The following is a 15,784-nucleotide window of genomic DNA, read 5'->3' as shown; positions in this document are numbered from 1 at the left end:
GTCGTCGATGGATGGACGGTAATCCAACTCGATGACGTGCCGTCGACCCGCCTATCGCCGACGCGTTGGAAGGGCTTGGAAAGGCCGATTCGCTCAGCGAAATAGACGACGAGTTGGCGAATGTCCGGTGGATGGAACGACCACGCATCTGCCGCTCCCCGTCGATCCGGTGCGGCCACGACGCCGTGCGGCCGGCCCGCCTGACGCGAGGCTTTCAGTACGGCCGCAAGGACGGGACGTCCGCGTGACCTGGAGCTTCTGTGCCTGAGGCTGCTGCGCCGGACTCCAGAGGCGCGGTGCGGTCGGCCGCTGCCAGATGGAGGGCGTAACGCGCCTCCTTTCGCGCCCACTCGAATCGCTCTTGAATTTACTTGTGTCCTCGTGCGGGGCTCAGGCTTGAGCTACAAGTGGCCGAATGGGGTGGCAATGGCAGGTCGAATCATTTATGTTGCGCCGGACGTCATCGTTCCAGCGGGCGGTATTCGTGTTCTCTATCGTCACGTGGAGCTACTGATCGAGTCTGGCTATGACGCCTGTATCTGGCACTATTCGAATGGTACGCAGGTGGAGTGGTTCACTAGTTCTGCGCCGGTGGTGTTCGGGTCGACGATGGAACTCGATAAAGCTGATCTGCTGGTCGTGCCGGAGCCACTGGTGTTCGCGGGAGCCGATCCGGCTCCTGGCTGCCGGAAGGTCATCTACAACCAGAACCACTTCACCACCTTCGAGAACACGTCGTGGGCGGATTACCCGGTCTGGAGCCCACGTCCGCTGATGTGGGTGTCGTCGAGGGCAAGCTATGACATCGCAGCAAGGCTGACGTCGGTGATCCCGATCGACGGAGTCATGCACATCCCGTTGGCGGTCGACACGGATCTGTTCCGCCCCTCCAAGGAGCGCGAGGACATGGTGGCCTGGATGCCGCGGAAACGGCCGTACGAGGCGGAGTTGTTGCATGCGCTGCTCGCCGGGGACGAACGGGTACCCAAGGTCCGCCTACGAGCGATCCAGGGCATGCGCGAAGAGCAGGCTGCTGAGGCGCTGGGCCGTGCTTCGGTCTTCATCGCGCTAGGGCGGGACGAGGGCTTCGGCCTCCCCGTCGCAGAGGCACTTGCCGCTGGATGCGCGGTCGTGGGCTACCCGGCGGGGGGCGGCGCCGAGCTGTTCGAGGCTCCGGGGAGTCATGCCGTCGTCGATTCGGACGTCCTGGGAATCGTGGAGAAGGTCGTGACCCTCCTGCTGAGCGACAGCATGGACCACACACGACTGGCCTCTCGCGCATGGGTCGAACGAATGTACCCGCAGAGAGCCCAGGTGGAGGCGCTGACCCGGGCGGCCGGCGCCACACTGGAAGCGCCGGCTTCGGGTGGCAAGGCGAGGCACCCATGGGCGCAGGCGGTGGCCGGTCAGTCGATCTGACGAGCGACAGGGGCGGCACTAGGGGTGATCGTTCGCGCCGGTCGTGAACAGGCGCCTCCCGAGAATCACCGCTGCAGCGGCGCTCCACCCGTGCATCGGCAGGTTCCCATAGCGGGAGTTCGGTACGACGAGGCCACCGTCGAGGACGTTGTACTTCTCCCACAGCTCGCCCGTCTCGTGGTACTGCTCGACGAGCACGGTCAGAAAGGCCCTGGCGACCTGCTCTGCTTGATCGCCGTAGCCGTATGAGTCGAGCCCTTCGACCGCGATGATCTGCTCAGGCGCCCATCCGGCGGGGTACATCCATTGGAGGTTGCCACCGCCTCCGGAGTGGTGGGGAACCTCGGCGCTGGTCTCGGGGTCGGGTGCATACGACGAGTCGGGGCGCGCGTCGGCGTACTCCTGGTCGGTGCTGGCCAGGCCATAGCGCTGGACCAGCGAAGGAAGGTTGCGTGCCAAGCGTTTCGCCTGGTCCTCTGTCGCTACGCCCGCCCAGAGCGCCCAGTAGGCGCACGCTGACACATACGGCAGCATTCGCTGCGCTTGGTAGTCGTACTCGTGGAAGAAACCGGTCTCTTCGCTCCAGCAGTACTTCCGGATGAGCGATGCACGAGTGTCGGCTTGGCGGGCGAAATCGGCAGCCTCACCGCGGCGTCCTAGGCGCGCGCCGATCATGGCGATCAACCGCGCGTAGCGCACCAGCGCGCAGTTGGTGATCAGCGGCACGCATCGGCGAACGTCGCCGGCGAAGATCGGCGTCCAGTCGAGGCCAGTCTCCGCCTCGGCGGCCAGCTCGGCGGTGAGGTACTCGTCGCCGACGTCCCGGTTGGTGGCGAGCCCGGTTGGCGTTCGATGGTGCGGAGCATTCCAGTAATCCTCGTACTCGCGTTTCAAGAGCGGGTACGCGCGATGTAGGAGGTCGTCGTCGCCGGTGGCGAGGTAGTACTTCCAAATGCTGATGGGCAGGACAGGGGTCTGAGATCGCGTTTGTGTGGCGCGGTCATTGGAGTTCGGCATGTAGCCGAAACGTTCGATCATGAAAAGGTAGTTGAGGATGTGATTCCTCACCAGATCCAGCCGCCCGTGCGCCAGGAGCGCCTCGTTGATGAAGAACGTGTCCCAGCAGTACATCGCCGCAAAGGCACCCTGTGCGCCTCCGGGCCTCACATACGGAAAGGGAAGGAACAGCAGGGGCTCGCTGCCCTGTGGCGTCGCGCGGATGTCGGCCTCTGCCGCCGAGGCGATGTCCAGATCCCACCACGAGCGGATCTGCGTATCCAAGGGGCGCCACCCTTGCTCCAGTGACTCCCGCAGGTCTTTGCTGCGCTCGATGGATGTGTGCTTCATGGATCCCCTCGTGGCGATGCGTTTCATTAAACGATCTAAGGGTTTCGTTCGATCACCCTGTTCCATCGCCCTAGCGGGTGTCAAGGCGGGCCTGTCACCTAGAACGATCGGCTGATGAGTACGCCGCGCTGGGCGTCTGGCGTGCGACGCCCGGCGCGGAGGCTGGGTGTTTGGCGGGTCCGGCCGAGGTGGCGGCGACCGGATGTTTGACAGCCTTGATCCCGCGCCCTAAGTTTGAAACAAAGGTTGCGCTCAATGAACCGCTCGCTCGCGGACTGATGTCGGAGACTCAGATCCGACGGTGAAGGAGCGTGGCAACATGAGACGTCGAATCCGTATGTCCGCGGTGCTGGTCGTCAGCCTGGGTCTTGGGCTGGCTGGATGCAGCGGAAACGGTGATGGCAACAGCGGCTCTGGCGAACAGGCCCAGTCCGTCCCGGACCGATCCACCAGTCTGGTGGTCGGCCCGATTGACACCGAACCGCCCACTTACGACTACACGCAAGCGAACCAGCTCGCGCCCCTGATCCTGCTGACCTACAACGTCGTCGAGCCGCTGCTCGAGCGGATGGAGGACGGAACACTCGAACCGCTGCTTGCTGAGTCGTACGAGGTCAGTGAGGACGGGCTTGAGTATGTCTTCAAGCTCCGCGAGGCCACCTTCCACGACGGGACCGATCTCACAGCGGACGACGTGATCTACTCGCTGGAGCTGAACCGCGCAGCGTTGAACGCGTCGGTCTCTGGTCCGTTGCAGTCGGTGGAATCGATCGAGAAGGTCGACGACCGGACTGTTCGAGTCACGCTCTCGGTGGCCAGCCAGCGATTCATTCAGGCCATGGCACGCGAGAGCGGGATGATCATTCCGGATGGAGACGCCGAGCAGCTGGCAGAGGCGCCGGTGGGCACCGGTCCGTTCATGTTCGAGGCCTGGGAACACGGCGTCAACGTCACACTGGCCAGGTTCGAGGAGTACTGGGGGGAACTCCCGTACTTCGAGGACATCACCTGGCGCTTCATCCCCGACCCGACGGCCGGCGTGAACGCGCTCCTGGCCGGCGAGGTCTCGCTGATCGAAACCACTCGGTCGACCGTTGAGGGCATGGGGATCGACCCTGACGCCGCGGAGGGCCTCGAGCCGCTCGAACAGCCGGCACAGGCGATCTTCTTCGCCTTCCTGAACGCCAAGGATCCGGCCTTCGCCGACGAACGCGTGAGGCAGGCGATCGCGCATGCGATCAACCGGGACGACCTCGGTACCCAGGCCGGAGGTACGGGGCAGGGGACGTGCATGTTCGTCAACCCGCCGACGGAGCCTTGGAACAGTGATGAGTGCCCGTATCCGTACGATCCGGACCGGTCGAAGGAATTGCTGGCCGAGGCGGGCGCCGAGGACCTGAGCATCGGCCTCAAGTATCCCGCCGGCTGGACCGACGCGGAGATCCTCGCCGCCCAGCTCACGGACGCGGGTATCACCGTCGAGCAGCAGGGGATCAGCGACTTCCCGAGGTTCATCGAGGAGACCGAGTCGGGCGACTACCAGATGGGACTCATCGGGGGCTCGCAGCAGGCCGACGCCTTCATGTGCCCGGCGGCGTGGCTCACTGCCGACTGCATGCCGGAGGTCGACGAGTTGCTGGCGCAGGCGGATCGTTCGACGGACCTCGATGAATGGGCCGATCTGCGTCGGCAGGCCGTCGAGGCGCAGGCCGAGCGCGCCTACGTGATCCCGCTGTTCAACGTGCAGATCTTCCACATGATGAGCGACGAGCTCGAAGGAGTGAAGCCCTATCGGTCGTACGTCGAGTTCGATCTCCGGGGACTCCATTGGGCGAGCTGAACCCGGCCAGCCGACCGACCTTGCGGAGGTGAGCGTCGATGGGACGACTGATTCTCCGTAAGGCGGTCGTGCTCGTCGTTTCGGCACTGGCGGGATCGATTGTCGTGTTCTTGCTGCTGAGGCTTCTCGGCGGCGACGTCGCGACCGTCATCCTCGGGCCTGGCGCGTCGCCAGAGGCGCGGGCCGAGCTACGAAGCGAACTGGGCCTGGACCGCTCGTTGATCGAACAGTACCTGTCGTGGATGGGCGGCTTGGTGCGCGGTGATCTCGGACGCTCGTACGCCGCGGGCTATGACATCTTCTCCGAGATCGTGGCTCGCCTCAGCCTCACAGTGAGCCTTGCCGCGACGGCGCTGATCCTGTCCTGGATCGTGGGCCTCGCCCTGGGGACGTATTCCGCTCTCCATCTCGAAGAGAAGCGAGGAGGCGCGATCGACCTGATCGCGCAGCTCGGCATCTCGATCCCGACCTTCTGGGCGGGGCTGTTGCTGATCACGTTCGTGTCGGTGCAGCTGGGATGGCTGCCGACCGGGGGATACGTCCCATGGAGCGAGAGCGTGACCGGAGCGATCCGGAGCTTGATCCTTCCGGTGCTGGCCATCTCGGTGACCGTTCTCGCTCCGGTATTCAGCCGGTATGTCCGATCGTCGATGGTCGAGGTCCTGCGGGAGGACTACATCCGCACGGCGATGGCGAAGGGCCGGACGCTACGCCAGGCCGCAGTCACGCACGGGATTCGCAACGCCTCGATCGCGCTCGTGACGGTTGCGACGCTGCAGCTCGGAAGCATCGTGACTGGTGTCGTCGTGGTGGAGATGGTGTTCACGCTGCCCGGGCTGGGTCGGATGATGATCACAGCCGTGACCAGCCGAGAGGTTGTCGTGGTCCAGTCGCTCGCGTTCCTGACGATCCTCTTCGTCCTGGTCCTGCACTTCCTGATGGACATCGCGTACGGCCTTCTCGACCCGAGGGTCCGTGACGCGGAGAAGGCGGGCTCGCATGGCCGCTAGACGAAGCAGGTCGCCGCAGCTGATCGTCGGGGCAGCGCTCGTCGCGCTCCTCGTCCTTGCGGGGTTGCTCTCATTGGTGTGGACGCCCTATGACCCGGCTGCACTGGACGTGACGAACAAGATGGCGCCGCCTTGGACCGACGGACACCTGCTCGGCACCGATCAGCTGGGCAGGGACGTCGTGGCGCAGTTGATGGCCGGGGCCCTGAACTCGCTCCTGGTTGCGGTCCTCTCCACGGCTGGAGCAGTCGTCCTCGGCGTTGCGCTCGGACTCACCGCGGCAGGCGGTGGGCGGTTCTGGTCCGACACACTCACCCGAGCCACGGACGTCGCCATCGCGTTGCCCGGCATCCTCGTCGCTCTCGTCCTGGCGACGTTCTTCGGGCCGAGCAACACGACCGCGATCGTGGCGATCGTCGTCTGGTTCGTGCCCGGAGCCGCGCGGATCGTGATCGGGCCCGCGCGTCAGGTGCTCGCTCGCGAGTTCGTCGAGGCTGCGATGGCGTACGGGCGTAGTCGGTCGTTCGTGTTGTTCCGGCACGTCCTTCCGAATCTCGGCCCCCTCATCATTGTCATGGCTTCGATGATGTTCGCCGGCGCGATCCTCACCGAGGCGGCTCTGTCGTACCTCGGACTCGGTGCGCAGCGGCCGACGCCGTCATGGGGACGCCTGTTGTTCGAGTCACAGTCCGTCATCGGGCAGGCTCCGTCGCTGGTCGTGTTCCCGGGCGTGTGCATCATGCTCGCCGTGCTGGGATTCAATCTCCTCGGTGACGGGCTTCGGTCGAGGCTCGACCCGCGGCACGCTCGCGAGGTGGTGGTCTGATGCTGACGATTCGTGACCTGACAATCCACGTGGGCAACAACCAGATCGTCGGGATCGACGAACTCGACATCGAGCGGGGCGCCAGGTTGGGCCTGGTCGGCGAATCCGGGTCAGGTAAGACGATGACGGCCATGAGCCTCGTGGGGCTGCAGCATCGTGACTGCCGAGTGACCGGGTCGGTGCAGTTCGACGGCCGCGAGCTGATCGGATGCGGTGAGAAGGATCTCGCCAGGATCCGTGGCTCCGATGTGGGCATGATCTTCCAGGACCCGCTGCGTGCGCTCAACCCGACCATGCGCGTGGGCCGGCAGATCGGCGAAGCGATCCGGCTGCATGCCCGAACGTCTCGCGCACAGTTGCGTGCGCGGGTGCATGACCTGATGACACAGGTTCGGCTCCCAGACCCCGACCGGCTCGCACGTTGCTACCCCCATCAACTGTCTGGTGGTCAGCAACAGCGAGTGTTGATCGCGATGGCGATCGCATGCGACCCGAAGCTGCTCATCGCCGACGAACCGACCACGGCTCTGGACGTCACCGTCCAGAAGGAGATCCTGGACCTCCTGGTCCGGCTGAGCAGCGAGAAGCAGATGGCGATGCTCTTCGTCAGCCACGATCTGGGTGTCGTCAGGGCTGTGAGCGAGCAGGTCGCCGTGTTGTACAGCGGGCGGCTGGTCGAGGTCGGCCCGAGCGACGCGGTCATCGGCGATCCGCGCCATCGGTATACAGAGGCCCTGGTGGCGGCCAACCCGGGGCTGATCTCCTCCGACGAGACCGATGTGTTGATCGGCCAGCCATTGCCGACCATCACGGGATCCGTGCCGGCACCGGGCGCGGCGCCCAGCGGATGCGCCTTTCGTAACCGTTGCGCATACGCCACCGATGCTTGCGAAGCCGTCCCCCCGATGAAGAACGTGGATTCCGAACGTCGTTTCACCTGCTGGAATCCCTCAGTGGACGTGAAGGCGGGCTCACATGGCACTCGTTGAGATCAACGCGCTCTCGTTCAGCTACGGGCGTGCTCCCGTACTGAAGGACCTCAGCTTCTCGATCGAGCAGGACTCGACACTGGGAATCGTCGGCGAGTCAGGCTCAGGCAAGTCGACCCTGATCCGCGTGCTGTGCGGCCTCATGCCGGTGCAGTCGGGGATCGCGCGTTATGACGGGCGGGACATCTCCGAATGGCTCGATCGTGAGCCACGCGGTTTCCGGCGACGGAACCAGATCGTGTTCCAGAGCCCTGCCAGCTCCCTCGATCCGCGTATGCGGGTCGGGCAGTCCTTGGCGGAGCCGACGAAGTCACTGGAACGGCGCACGCCGTCCGATGAGGAGCTCGGGCAGTGGCTGACAGTCGTCGGGCTCGGTCCGGAGGCGTTGCAGCGTTACCCCCACCAGCTCTCCGGCGGCCAGCTCCAACGTGTGGCCATTGCGCGGGCGCTCACCGTGAATCCCACGATGCTCTACGCCGACGAGCCGACCAGCGCTTTGGACGTGTCGATCCAGGCGCAGGTACTCAACCTGCTTATCGAGATACGTCGCCGGCTGGGTCTGACCATGGTCATCGTGTCCCATGACCTTGCCGTCGTGGGCCGGGTCTGTGAACAGGTCATCGTCATGCGAAACGGTGAGATCGTCGAGTCTGGACCAACGGCCAGCGTTCTGAGGTACCCCGAGCACGAATACACGAAGAGCCTGGTCAATGCGGCGCGGGCGGTCAGTCTCGGCGCGTCGCATGATGCCGCCGACGCCATCATCTGATCGCCTTCGGGGTCACGCGTTGATCCACTAGGCGGAGGCCGACTCCTGTCATCGCCACCAGCGTCGCTGATATCACGACGCGGGGGCGACATGACGAAGGAGGACGACGACGTGAGGTATCGACGACTGGGTCGGTGCGGGCTCGAGGTGTCCGAGGTGGCGCTGGGCACCTGGCTGACTCATGGTGGAGACGCTCCAGCGGACGTGGCGATCGATGTGACGCGCCGAGCGCATGAGCTCGGCGTCAACCTGTTCGACACAGCCAATGTGTATCCCCACGGCGACGAAGGCGATGCGGAACGGGTGCTCGGGCGCGCGCTGGCGCCTCTGGCTCGCGAGACGTACATCGTGGCGACGAAGGTGTGCGCGCCGATGGGACCGACACCGCTGGAGCGTGGCCTGTCACGTAAGCACATCGTCGGCCAAGTGGATGGATCGCTGCGACGCCTGGGCATGGACTACATCGACCTCTACCAGTGTCATCGCTTCGACCCGGACACGCCTGTGGAGGAGACGGCGAGCACCATGACCGATCTTGTCCGGAGCGGGAAGATTCTCTACTGGGGTGTGTCCGAATGGGACCCTGCGCAGCTTCACCACCTCGTCAAGCTGTGCCGTGAGGTGGGCTTGGCGATTCCCGTCAGTAACCAATTGCGGTACTCGGCACTGTGGCGCGCTCCCGAACAGCGGGCATTGGCCTCGTGCGCGGACCTGGGAGTCGGGGTGCTCGCGTACTCGCCGCTGGCGGACGGCGTGCTCACCGGGAAGTATCGTCCGGCCACGGAGCCACAGCCGGGCACCCGTGCCGCTGGCCCCAATTGGCAATGGATGGCGAAGCAGTACTTCAAGTCCGGGGTTCTCGAGGCCGCACAGGACTTCCGGGACGTCGCGGAGACGGCGGGTGTGTCGCCGGCCAGACTGGCCCTGGCGTGGTGCCTGCGCAGGCAGGCGGTGTCGGGTGTCGTGGTCGGCGCCTCGAGGCTGACGCAGCTCGAGGACAACGTGCTGGCGTCGGGCACTCGCCTTGACTCCGATGTCATCGGCAAGATCGACGACGCCCTTCGGCCGGTGCAGATGGCCTGACGACCTTCTCTCAGCACCTGGGGCTTCGCCATGCTGCCCAGATCGGGTTGACATGCGCATGCTGACGCACAAGACTGAAACAGCCGTTCCGTTGCATAGAATGTCTGGTGATCGTCGCGCCGATCGAAGATCGGACTAGCCGTGATCGCTGGCGTTCTGGCCGGCATTTGTTGCGAGGCGTTCCATGGTGTGGCCGAGTCGGCGTGGGTGAGATCGATCTTAGGGCGGCTGAAATGAAGGTTCTCGTTACTGGAGCGACGGGTCGAGTCGGCGCCAACATGGTGAAGCGGCTGGTCAACACCCAGATCCCGGTCAGGGCGATGGTCGCGCCCGGCGATCCGCAACGGAAGAAGCTGGATGGGTTCGCCGACATCGAGATCGTCGAGGCCGATCTGAAGGATCAGGCTCGAATCGTCGATGCGTGCAGGGGTGTCAGTCATGTCGTACACCTCGCGGCGCAACTGGTGCGCGGGGACACCCCCGTGGACGAGTTCTATGACACGAACGCCTTCGGGACGTTGCGGCTCCTGGAAGGAGTCCTCCGTTCGGGCGCAGACATCGAGCGGTTCGTGCTGGCGAGCACGGAGGGAACGTATCGGCCGGGTGCACCGCCGGCGACCCCGCTGACCGAGGATGTCGTGCAGGAACCTGCTGACTACTACGGCACGAGCAAGTTGCTGGGTGAGATCATTCTCCGAAATCATGCAGCCCAGTTCGACATCCCGTTCTCGATCGCGCGGCTCGTCACAGTTGTCAGTCCGGAAGAAGCGCCGAAGCTGTTCCAGCTGCCCTTCATGCGGGCGTTTCTCTCCTGGCAGGCGCAGGGTAAGAACAATCACCTGTGGCCGCTCTTCCACGGACAGCCGAACCTGCGCGACATCCTCGACGCCGCCGCGGTCGGGTGCCCCGACGCCACGGCAGTTGGCCTGGTCGGTCCAGGCGGTGTTCCCTGGGCGATGCATCTGCTCGATGTGCGCGACGCGGTCGACGGTATCTACCTGGCTCTGACGGAGCCTGCCGCCGTTGGACGGGCGTTCAATGTCGCTGCGGCTGCCTCGACAACGCACGACGAGGGTGCAACCGTCGTGTCGGAGCTGTTGGAACTGCCGAAACTCGTCGTGGAGATGCCCCTCACCTGGCGCCTCGAAGACAGCATCGAGGCGGCCCGGACCACGCTCGGCTACCGGCCGCGCCATGACTACCGCAGCATGGTCCAGACCGCCGTTGACGTGGAGCCGCCAGCGCAGACATACGTGCCGGCCGATTCGAAGACCGGGGTCGGGTCCCTCGCCTAGGCCGTGTCACCGGGACCCACCGATGGCCACGGCGTACCCATTCGAGTCGAGGCCGGGAGGCGTACATTGACCGAGAACGGTGCCGGGCTCAGCCGATTCGCCAGGGATCTGCCGCCTGTCGATCGATTCGTCAGCCTGGGCGAGGGAAGCACTCCGCTGGTGTCCCTCGAGCGGCTGGCTGCGAGGCTTGGCCTACGGCGGCTGGCAGCGAAGATGGAGACACTGAACCCCACGGGCTCGTACAAGGACCGGGTGGCAGCGATGTCGGTGTCGCTCGCCTTGCAGCGAGGGAATCCTGGCTGGATCACGACGTCGTCAGGAAATGCCGGATTGGCAATGGCGGCGTACGGAACGCGGGCGGGGCTGCCTGGGCAGATCTTCATAGGCGGCTCGGCTCCCAGAGAGAAGCGACTTGCTCTCGCGCCTTATGACGTCGAGGTCGTCCCGGTCGACGGCATCGATCGGGAGTCGACCAGCACGGCGCTCAGCGAGCTCTTGCAGGAGGTGTCTCTTGCGGCTGCGAGGCACGACCTTTTCGTGGGCGTCACGCTGCACGCCTTCAATCCGGATGGCATGAGGGGAGTGGATACGCTCGGTTTCGAGCTGGCCGAGCAGGATCCCGAGGCGACCCACGTCTACCTTCCGGCCGGCGGCGGCGGTCTGCTGACGGCCACGGCAAGAGGCCTGCGGATCCGAAGCGTGCCCTCCAGGGTCATCGCGTCCCAGCCCGTCGGCTGTGCGCCGATCGTCCGCTTCCTGGCGGGGGAGATCCCGGTCCCCGAGATCCGGCGCGGCGAGAGCAGCATTCTGTCCTTGCAGTTGCCGAACCCACCTGACGGACTGCTCGCAGCCAAGGCTGTCGTCGAATCCGGGGGCTGGGGAACTGTGGTCACCGATGACGCTGTCGGCCAGGCACAACGGCTCCTGGCCACGACCGAGGGGGTGCTCGTCGAGCCGGCCGCCGCTGTGGCGCTGGCGGCATTGATCAGCGATGCCGCGTCTGGCCGGCTGACAGCAGCGGACAACCCTGTGGTCGTTCTCTCCGGCGCCGGCTGGAAGGACCTGTCGGCTTTTGCGAACGACGCCGACGCCGACCGTCCCATCGAGGTCGGACAGCTGCCCGGGCGCGTGGACGCGTGGGCCAGAACGATCAGGAGGCCCCATGAGCGGTGATACATCTGGGCCCCAGCGGGGCCATGAGCTGGCAGCCATGGTCAATGGAGTGTGTCTCACGGTGGCGGATGTCACCGTTCCCGTGCTGGACGAGGGATTCACTCGCGGAGATGGCGTGTTCGAGGTCGTGCGCCTTTACGGCGATGCCCCCTTCGCTCTCGAGGCGCACCTCAACCGACTCGCTGCGTCGGCTGACGCGCTCCATCTCACCTACGATGCGCCGTCGTTGTTCGACGAGTGCGCTCGGATGTGTGCTCTGATCGCGCCAGGGCACCTCATACGGATCATCGTCACTCGCGCCGGTACACGGATAGTGCTCGAGGAGGAGCGCCTTCTCTTCCCAGCGGCCTTCTCGCTTCTCATGGTGCCCCATCTGGTGACGCCCCTGCTCGCCGGGGTCAAGTCGCTCTCGTATGCCGCGAACATGCACGCGAATCGCTTGGCACGGGAGGCAGGTCTCGACGCGGCGCTCTTCTTCGACCAGCGCACCAGTCGCGTCCTCGAGGGCCCGGTGCTGTCGTTCGCTTGGGCCTCCGGAGGTCGGATATTCACGCCCCCGCTGTCGGAGGGCATCCTCGACGGCATCACCCGCCGAGTGCTGATGGAACTCGGCGAATGCGAGGAACGGGCATGCACGTTCCAGGACTTGGAGCAGTGCGACGGCGCGGCGGTGTTGGGCACAGGTTTCGAGATGCGTCCAGCCAGCCGAATCCGCGGCCCTGTGAACCGAGATCTCCCTGTCGACTGTGCAGCCATCACCTCGGCCGCTCTCGGTGTCTCCGAAGCGATTTGTGCTGCGGTGGCCGGTGGCGGTCGATCAGGCCATCGATCGAGTTTGGCGCCTGTTGGCGGCGAGTTCGTCGAGGATTCGAGCTGACGTCGTAAAGGAGGCGAGACATTCGTCCACGTCGACAGGTGCTCTTCCGGTTCGCGTGAAGTCCGCGAACGATCGGAGAAAGCGTGCGTTCATCAAGCCGAAGTCTTGGGCCTTCCAGAGGTGATCGCTCATCCGGGTCTGAATGACGGCGACGTAGCTCATTCTGTCCACCAGGCCATTGTTCGCCAGCGTCACGGTTCTGTTGCCATCGAGCTCGAGTATGACGACCTCGGTCAGCTCCGTTGACAGTGCGTGGATGTTCTGCACCGACGCGTCCTTCACCAAGGTCCGGAAGAGTTCGACGCCATGGATGCCGTAGAGCTGTGCGCGCAGCGGGCACTGGATGTAGAGGCTTCGGACACCGCCGTGGTCTACGTGCAGCGCTTCTCGGAGCGCGTCGATGCCTGGCTGGAACCGCAAGGTCGAGCAGCTGTACCACGGGGTCCCACTGGCCTCAGCACGTGTGGCGATCGCGGTCGCCTGCTCGATGTCACGAGCAAGTGGCTTGTCCACGAATGTGGGTAGGCGGGCGTCGAGGCTATAGGCACTATGTGGTACGTGGAGGTGCGGATCCTCGGTGAGGACCATGACCGCATCGACGTCCTGGGTGGCGTCGGCGGGTTCATCGACGATCTGCACCCCGCACGCCGCCGCTATCAGCTCGCCTTCGCCTGCGTTTTCGGGCCACAGCCGGGTGACGGTGACATCGTCGAAGGAGATGCTCTCCGGCCACAGTCGAGCGGCATCGCGCAGGTAAGTGCCGAAGGCCTCATGCATGATGCCGGTAGGCAGTCCCGTACTGAGCCGTTCCGGCAGAGGCACTCCGTCGCGCCAGCCGTTGATGATGCCGATGAACTCGTACGCATGAGTGTTCGCGGTGCCGATCACGCCGATCCGTCGGGGTCTCATGGTGTTCGCTGCTCCTTCACGATCGGGTCAGAGTGCGGCGTCGATCAGCTCGGCGAGTTGATCGAGGCGGTTGAACGTCGCTCCTTCAGGAGCGGGGTCGAGGTGGAGAAGGATGCGCTCGACCTTGGCATCGACGTATCCGGCGACCACGTCGACGTCGTCGTCCAGCACACAGACAGTCACCGGTACGTCTGATCCAGTGCCGTCTCGGACCAGGTCGAGCTGACTGGTGATCTTGGCCGGTTCGTCAACGGCTATCGGCATCCATCCGCAGTCAAGTCGCCGGGCGCGGTCCGCCGCTGCCCGGCTGCTTCCGCCGACATATATCGGGGGGTGCGGGTGCTGTATCGGCTTTGGCCAGGTGAGCACGGGATCGAAGTCGACGTACTCACCGTGGTATTCGCCCCGATCTTGCGTCCAGAGCGCACGCAAGGCCGGGATCTGCTCGTCCAGTAGCGCACCGCGTGTGTGCGGGTCGATGCCATGGTTGCGCATCTCGTCTAAATTCCATCCCACCCCGACTCCGAGGATCAGCCGCCCGTTCGACAGATAGTCCAGGGTTGCGGCCTCCTTCGCTGTGTACAGAAGGTCGCGTTGGACGAGGATGGCTACGCCGGTACCCACGAGCAACGTCGATGTTGCCTCTGTGGCGACTGTCATCGCGATGAACGGATCGAGTGATCGGCAATACGAGCGCGGAAGTTCTTGTCCGGGCAGCGGGTATTTCGTCGATACCGGGATGTGGGAGTGCTCGGAGAAGAAGAGAGACTCGAATCCGCGCCGCTCGGCTTCCTCGGCGATCTTGTCCGGTCTGACTCCCTCATCGGTTGCCAGCGTTGAGATGCCGAATCGCATGAATACGGTGATATCAGTCTCTCTGTCGCGGTTCCTCGGGGGCGGCTTCCGTCTGCGGCGGGGCCCCGCGTGTAATCCGTCCCCTCCCTGGAGGGCTGCTCAGCGGAGAGCATCCCCTCATGAAGGTCCTGGTCATGACGCTCGGTACACGTGGCGACGTTCAACCCTTCGTGGCCCTGTCTCGTGCGCTGCGAGATGCTGGCCACCAGGTGGCGTTGGGGGCGCCATCGAGGTCAGCGGTGCTTGCGTCGCCGTTCAGTGTGCCGTTTCTCGGCGTCCATGATCGATGGGATGAGGTCATGAGCGATGCTGTCGTTAGCGCGGCGTTCGAGACCAATTTCGGCGGTCTCGGCGGTCTAGCACGTGGTGGGCGGGCGATGCGGCGGTTCAGGCCGATGATGAGGCGATCCTTGGACGACCTCGGCGCTGCTGCCCTCGAGTACCGCCCGGACCTGGTGGTGTTCCACGCGCTCACCTTGGGCCACGAGATCGCCGAACGGTTGTCGGTGCCGGGTGTCCCTGTGTGCGTCGAGCCGGTGTCCGTGTCGACGAGGTCGTTCGCCAATCCGATGGTGCCGTTCCGCATCCCGAGTGTGCTCAACCGCCTGTCCTATCGGGCGACCAACGTGTGGATCCGAGGCATCGTCGGCGACCGAAACAGCGCCCGGTGGCGCCGTGAGGTCCTACGCCTACCTCGTCGTCGCGGTCACCGGAACGTTCTACGGCGCCCTGGCGGCGACGCGGCCACCGTCCTGCAAGCCTTCAGCCCGATGCTCCTGCCTCAGCCGATGGACTATCCATCGTGGTCGCACACCACAGGCTTCTGGTTCCTGCCGCCCGCGGCGGACTGGTCGCCGCCGCGGGAGCTGCTGGACTTCCTGGATTGCGGGGCACCGCCCGTCTACGTCGGGTTCGGCAGCTTGGTCGGAACCGACCCCGTGCGAACGGGACGAGTGGTGGGAGAGGCGATCAGGCTCTCCGGCGCACGCGCCATTGTCGATGCCGCTCGTGGCGGCATCGTGCCCGGCACGCGTGATGATCAAGTTCTGCACATCAGCCAGGTGCCGTTCGACTGGTTGTTCCCGAGGATGGCCGCGATCGTTCACCATGGTGGTATCGGTACGACGGCCGTAGCCATGGCATCCGGTCGTCCACAGGTCGTGTGTCCCTTCATGACCGGGCAGCACTTCTACGCCGCCCGTATGCACGCCAGCGGCGTGTCGCCGTCCCCACAACCCCAAGCAGATTTGAGTCCGGAACGGCTTGCCGAGGCGATTCGCCTCGCCGCCACAGATCAGGGCATGGCCAGCCGTGCGCGCTCGCTTGGCCAGTCGATCCGCACCGAGGATGGAGTGGGCAGCGCGGTGAAGATTCTCGAGACCTTGGCATGAG

The 15,784-nt window shown here is 65.0% G+C and carries 14 protein-coding genes; 11 read left to right on the top strand and 3 right to left on the bottom strand.

Translation table 11 applies throughout. From position 1 onward, the window contains the following. Nucleotides 1-426: 426 nt before the first annotated feature. Entirely contained in the window at nucleotides 427-1,419 is a 993-nt protein-coding gene (locus tag ACW62_RS18560; RefSeq protein ID WP_083459915.1) for a glycosyltransferase, read from the top strand. Between the two features lie 18 nt (nucleotides 1,420-1,437). Here the strand turns inward: ACW62_RS18560 and ACW62_RS18555 are convergent, their stop codons facing one another. Then, nucleotides 1,438-2,766 (bottom strand): trehalase family glycosidase, encoded by a 1,329-nt coding sequence (locus tag ACW62_RS18555; RefSeq protein WP_169792089.1) that lies wholly within the window; start codon nucleotides 2,764-2,766, stop codon nucleotides 1,438-1,440. Nucleotides 2,767-3,085: 319 nt separating this feature from the next. Here ACW62_RS18555 and ACW62_RS18550 point away from each other — a divergent pair, with 319 nt between their 5' ends. From ACW62_RS18550 to ACW62_RS18510, 9 genes are all read left to right on the top strand, one after another. After that, nucleotides 3,086-4,606 (top strand): ABC transporter substrate-binding protein, encoded by a 1,521-nt coding sequence (locus tag ACW62_RS18550; protein WP_083459913.1) that lies wholly within the window; start codon nucleotides 3,086-3,088, stop codon nucleotides 4,604-4,606. Nucleotides 4,607-4,644: 38 nt separating this feature from the next. Beyond that, nucleotides 4,645-5,616, top strand: a complete 972-nt coding sequence (locus tag ACW62_RS18545; RefSeq protein WP_083459912.1) for an ABC transporter permease — start codon at nucleotides 4,645-4,647, stop codon at nucleotides 5,614-5,616. Between the two features lie 76 nt (nucleotides 5,617-5,692). After that, nucleotides 5,693-6,442 carry an ABC transporter permease gene (locus ACW62_RS18540; protein WP_240477351.1) on the top strand — a complete coding sequence of 250 codons (750 nt, stop codon included), beginning with the start codon at nucleotides 5,693-5,695 and terminating at the stop codon, nucleotides 6,440-6,442. After that, nucleotides 6,442-7,431 (top strand): ABC transporter ATP-binding protein, encoded by a 990-nt coding sequence (locus ACW62_RS18535; protein WP_053205600.1) that lies wholly within the window; start codon nucleotides 6,442-6,444, stop codon nucleotides 7,429-7,431. The genes ACW62_RS18540 and ACW62_RS18535 overlap by 1 nt, the downstream gene beginning before the upstream one ends. Next, on the top strand, nucleotides 7,418-8,200 hold the full coding sequence (locus tag ACW62_RS18530) for an ABC transporter ATP-binding protein (RefSeq protein WP_053205599.1): 783 nt from the start codon (nucleotides 7,418-7,420) through the stop codon (nucleotides 8,198-8,200). Before ACW62_RS18535 ends, ACW62_RS18530 begins: the two co-directional genes overlap by 14 nt. Nucleotides 8,201-8,356: 156 nt before the next feature. After that, nucleotides 8,357-9,283: an aldo/keto reductase family protein gene (locus ACW62_RS18525; protein WP_205629452.1), complete on the top strand. Its 927-nt coding sequence runs from the start codon at nucleotides 8,357-8,359 to the stop codon at nucleotides 9,281-9,283. 203 nt (nucleotides 9,284-9,486) lie between these two features. Next, a complete protein-coding gene (locus tag ACW62_RS18520) occupies nucleotides 9,487-10,578 on the top strand; it encodes an NAD-dependent epimerase/dehydratase family protein (RefSeq protein WP_157574839.1) in 1,092 nt (363 codons plus the stop codon). A 66-nt stretch (nucleotides 10,579-10,644) separates the two neighbouring features. Next, complete coding sequence (locus ACW62_RS18515; protein WP_169792088.1) at nucleotides 10,645-11,751, top strand: pyridoxal-phosphate dependent enzyme; 1,107 nt, start codon at nucleotides 10,645-10,647, stop codon at nucleotides 11,749-11,751. A gap of 61 nt (nucleotides 11,752-11,812) precedes the next feature. Next, on the top strand, nucleotides 11,813-12,628 hold the full coding sequence (locus ACW62_RS18510) for an aminotransferase class IV (RefSeq protein ID WP_169792087.1): 816 nt from the start codon (nucleotides 11,813-11,815) through the stop codon (nucleotides 12,626-12,628). Here the strand turns inward: ACW62_RS18510 and ACW62_RS18505 are convergent. Together ACW62_RS18505 and ACW62_RS18500 are read right to left on the bottom strand one after the other, a co-directional pair. After that, nucleotides 12,569-13,516, bottom strand: a complete 948-nt coding sequence (locus ACW62_RS18505) for a Gfo/Idh/MocA family oxidoreductase (RefSeq protein ID WP_053205595.1) — start codon at nucleotides 13,514-13,516, stop codon at nucleotides 12,569-12,571. The two genes, ACW62_RS18510 and ACW62_RS18505, sit on opposite strands and share 60 nt — an antisense overlap. A gap of 48 nt (nucleotides 13,517-13,564) precedes the next feature. Further along, the gene (locus ACW62_RS18500) at nucleotides 13,565-14,392 is read right to left on the bottom strand and encodes an LLM class F420-dependent oxidoreductase (RefSeq protein ID WP_053205594.1); all 828 of its coding nucleotides are present in this window, start codon (nucleotides 14,390-14,392) and stop codon (nucleotides 13,565-13,567) included. 119 nt (nucleotides 14,393-14,511) lie between these two features. On the opposite strand from ACW62_RS18500, the gene ACW62_RS18495 reads away from it, so the two are divergent. After that, nucleotides 14,512-15,783: a glycosyltransferase gene (locus ACW62_RS18495; RefSeq protein ID WP_053205593.1), complete on the top strand. Its 1,272-nt coding sequence runs from the start codon at nucleotides 14,512-14,514 to the stop codon at nucleotides 15,781-15,783. The last annotated feature ends 1 nt before the right edge of the window (nucleotide 15,784 follow it).

Source organism: Jiangella muralis, from assembly GCF_001270745.1.
Classification (GTDB): Bacteria; Actinomycetota; Actinomycetes; order Jiangellales; family Jiangellaceae; genus Jiangella; species Jiangella muralis.
Note: the sequence above shows the minus strand (reverse complement) of the source record. Positions and strands in the feature narration are given on the sequence as shown.

Bases quoted from the DNA above. Each gene is read 5' to 3' on its own strand.
- ACW62_RS18560 (WP_083459915.1), top strand. From the start codon at position 427: ATGGCAGGTCGAATCATTTATGTTGCGCCGGACGTCATCGTTCCAGCG.
- ACW62_RS18555 (WP_169792089.1), bottom strand. From the start codon at position 2,766: ATGAAGCACACATCCATCGAGCGCAGCAAAGACCTGCGGGAGTCACTG.
- ACW62_RS18550 (WP_083459913.1), top strand. From the start codon at position 3,086: ATGAGACGTCGAATCCGTATGTCCGCGGTGCTGGTCGTCAGCCTGGGT.
- ACW62_RS18545 (WP_083459912.1), top strand. From the start codon at position 4,645: ATGGGACGACTGATTCTCCGTAAGGCGGTCGTGCTCGTCGTTTCGGCA.
- ACW62_RS18535 (WP_053205600.1), top strand. From the start codon at position 6,442: ATGCTGACGATTCGTGACCTGACAATCCACGTGGGCAACAACCAGATC.
- ACW62_RS18530 (WP_053205599.1), top strand. From the start codon at position 7,418: ATGGCACTCGTTGAGATCAACGCGCTCTCGTTCAGCTACGGGCGTGCT.
- ACW62_RS18500 (WP_053205594.1), bottom strand. From the start codon at position 14,392: ATGCGATTCGGCATCTCAACGCTGGCAACCGATGAGGGAGTCAGACCG.
- ACW62_RS18495 (WP_053205593.1), top strand. From the start codon at position 14,512: ATGAAGGTCCTGGTCATGACGCTCGGTACACGTGGCGACGTTCAACCC.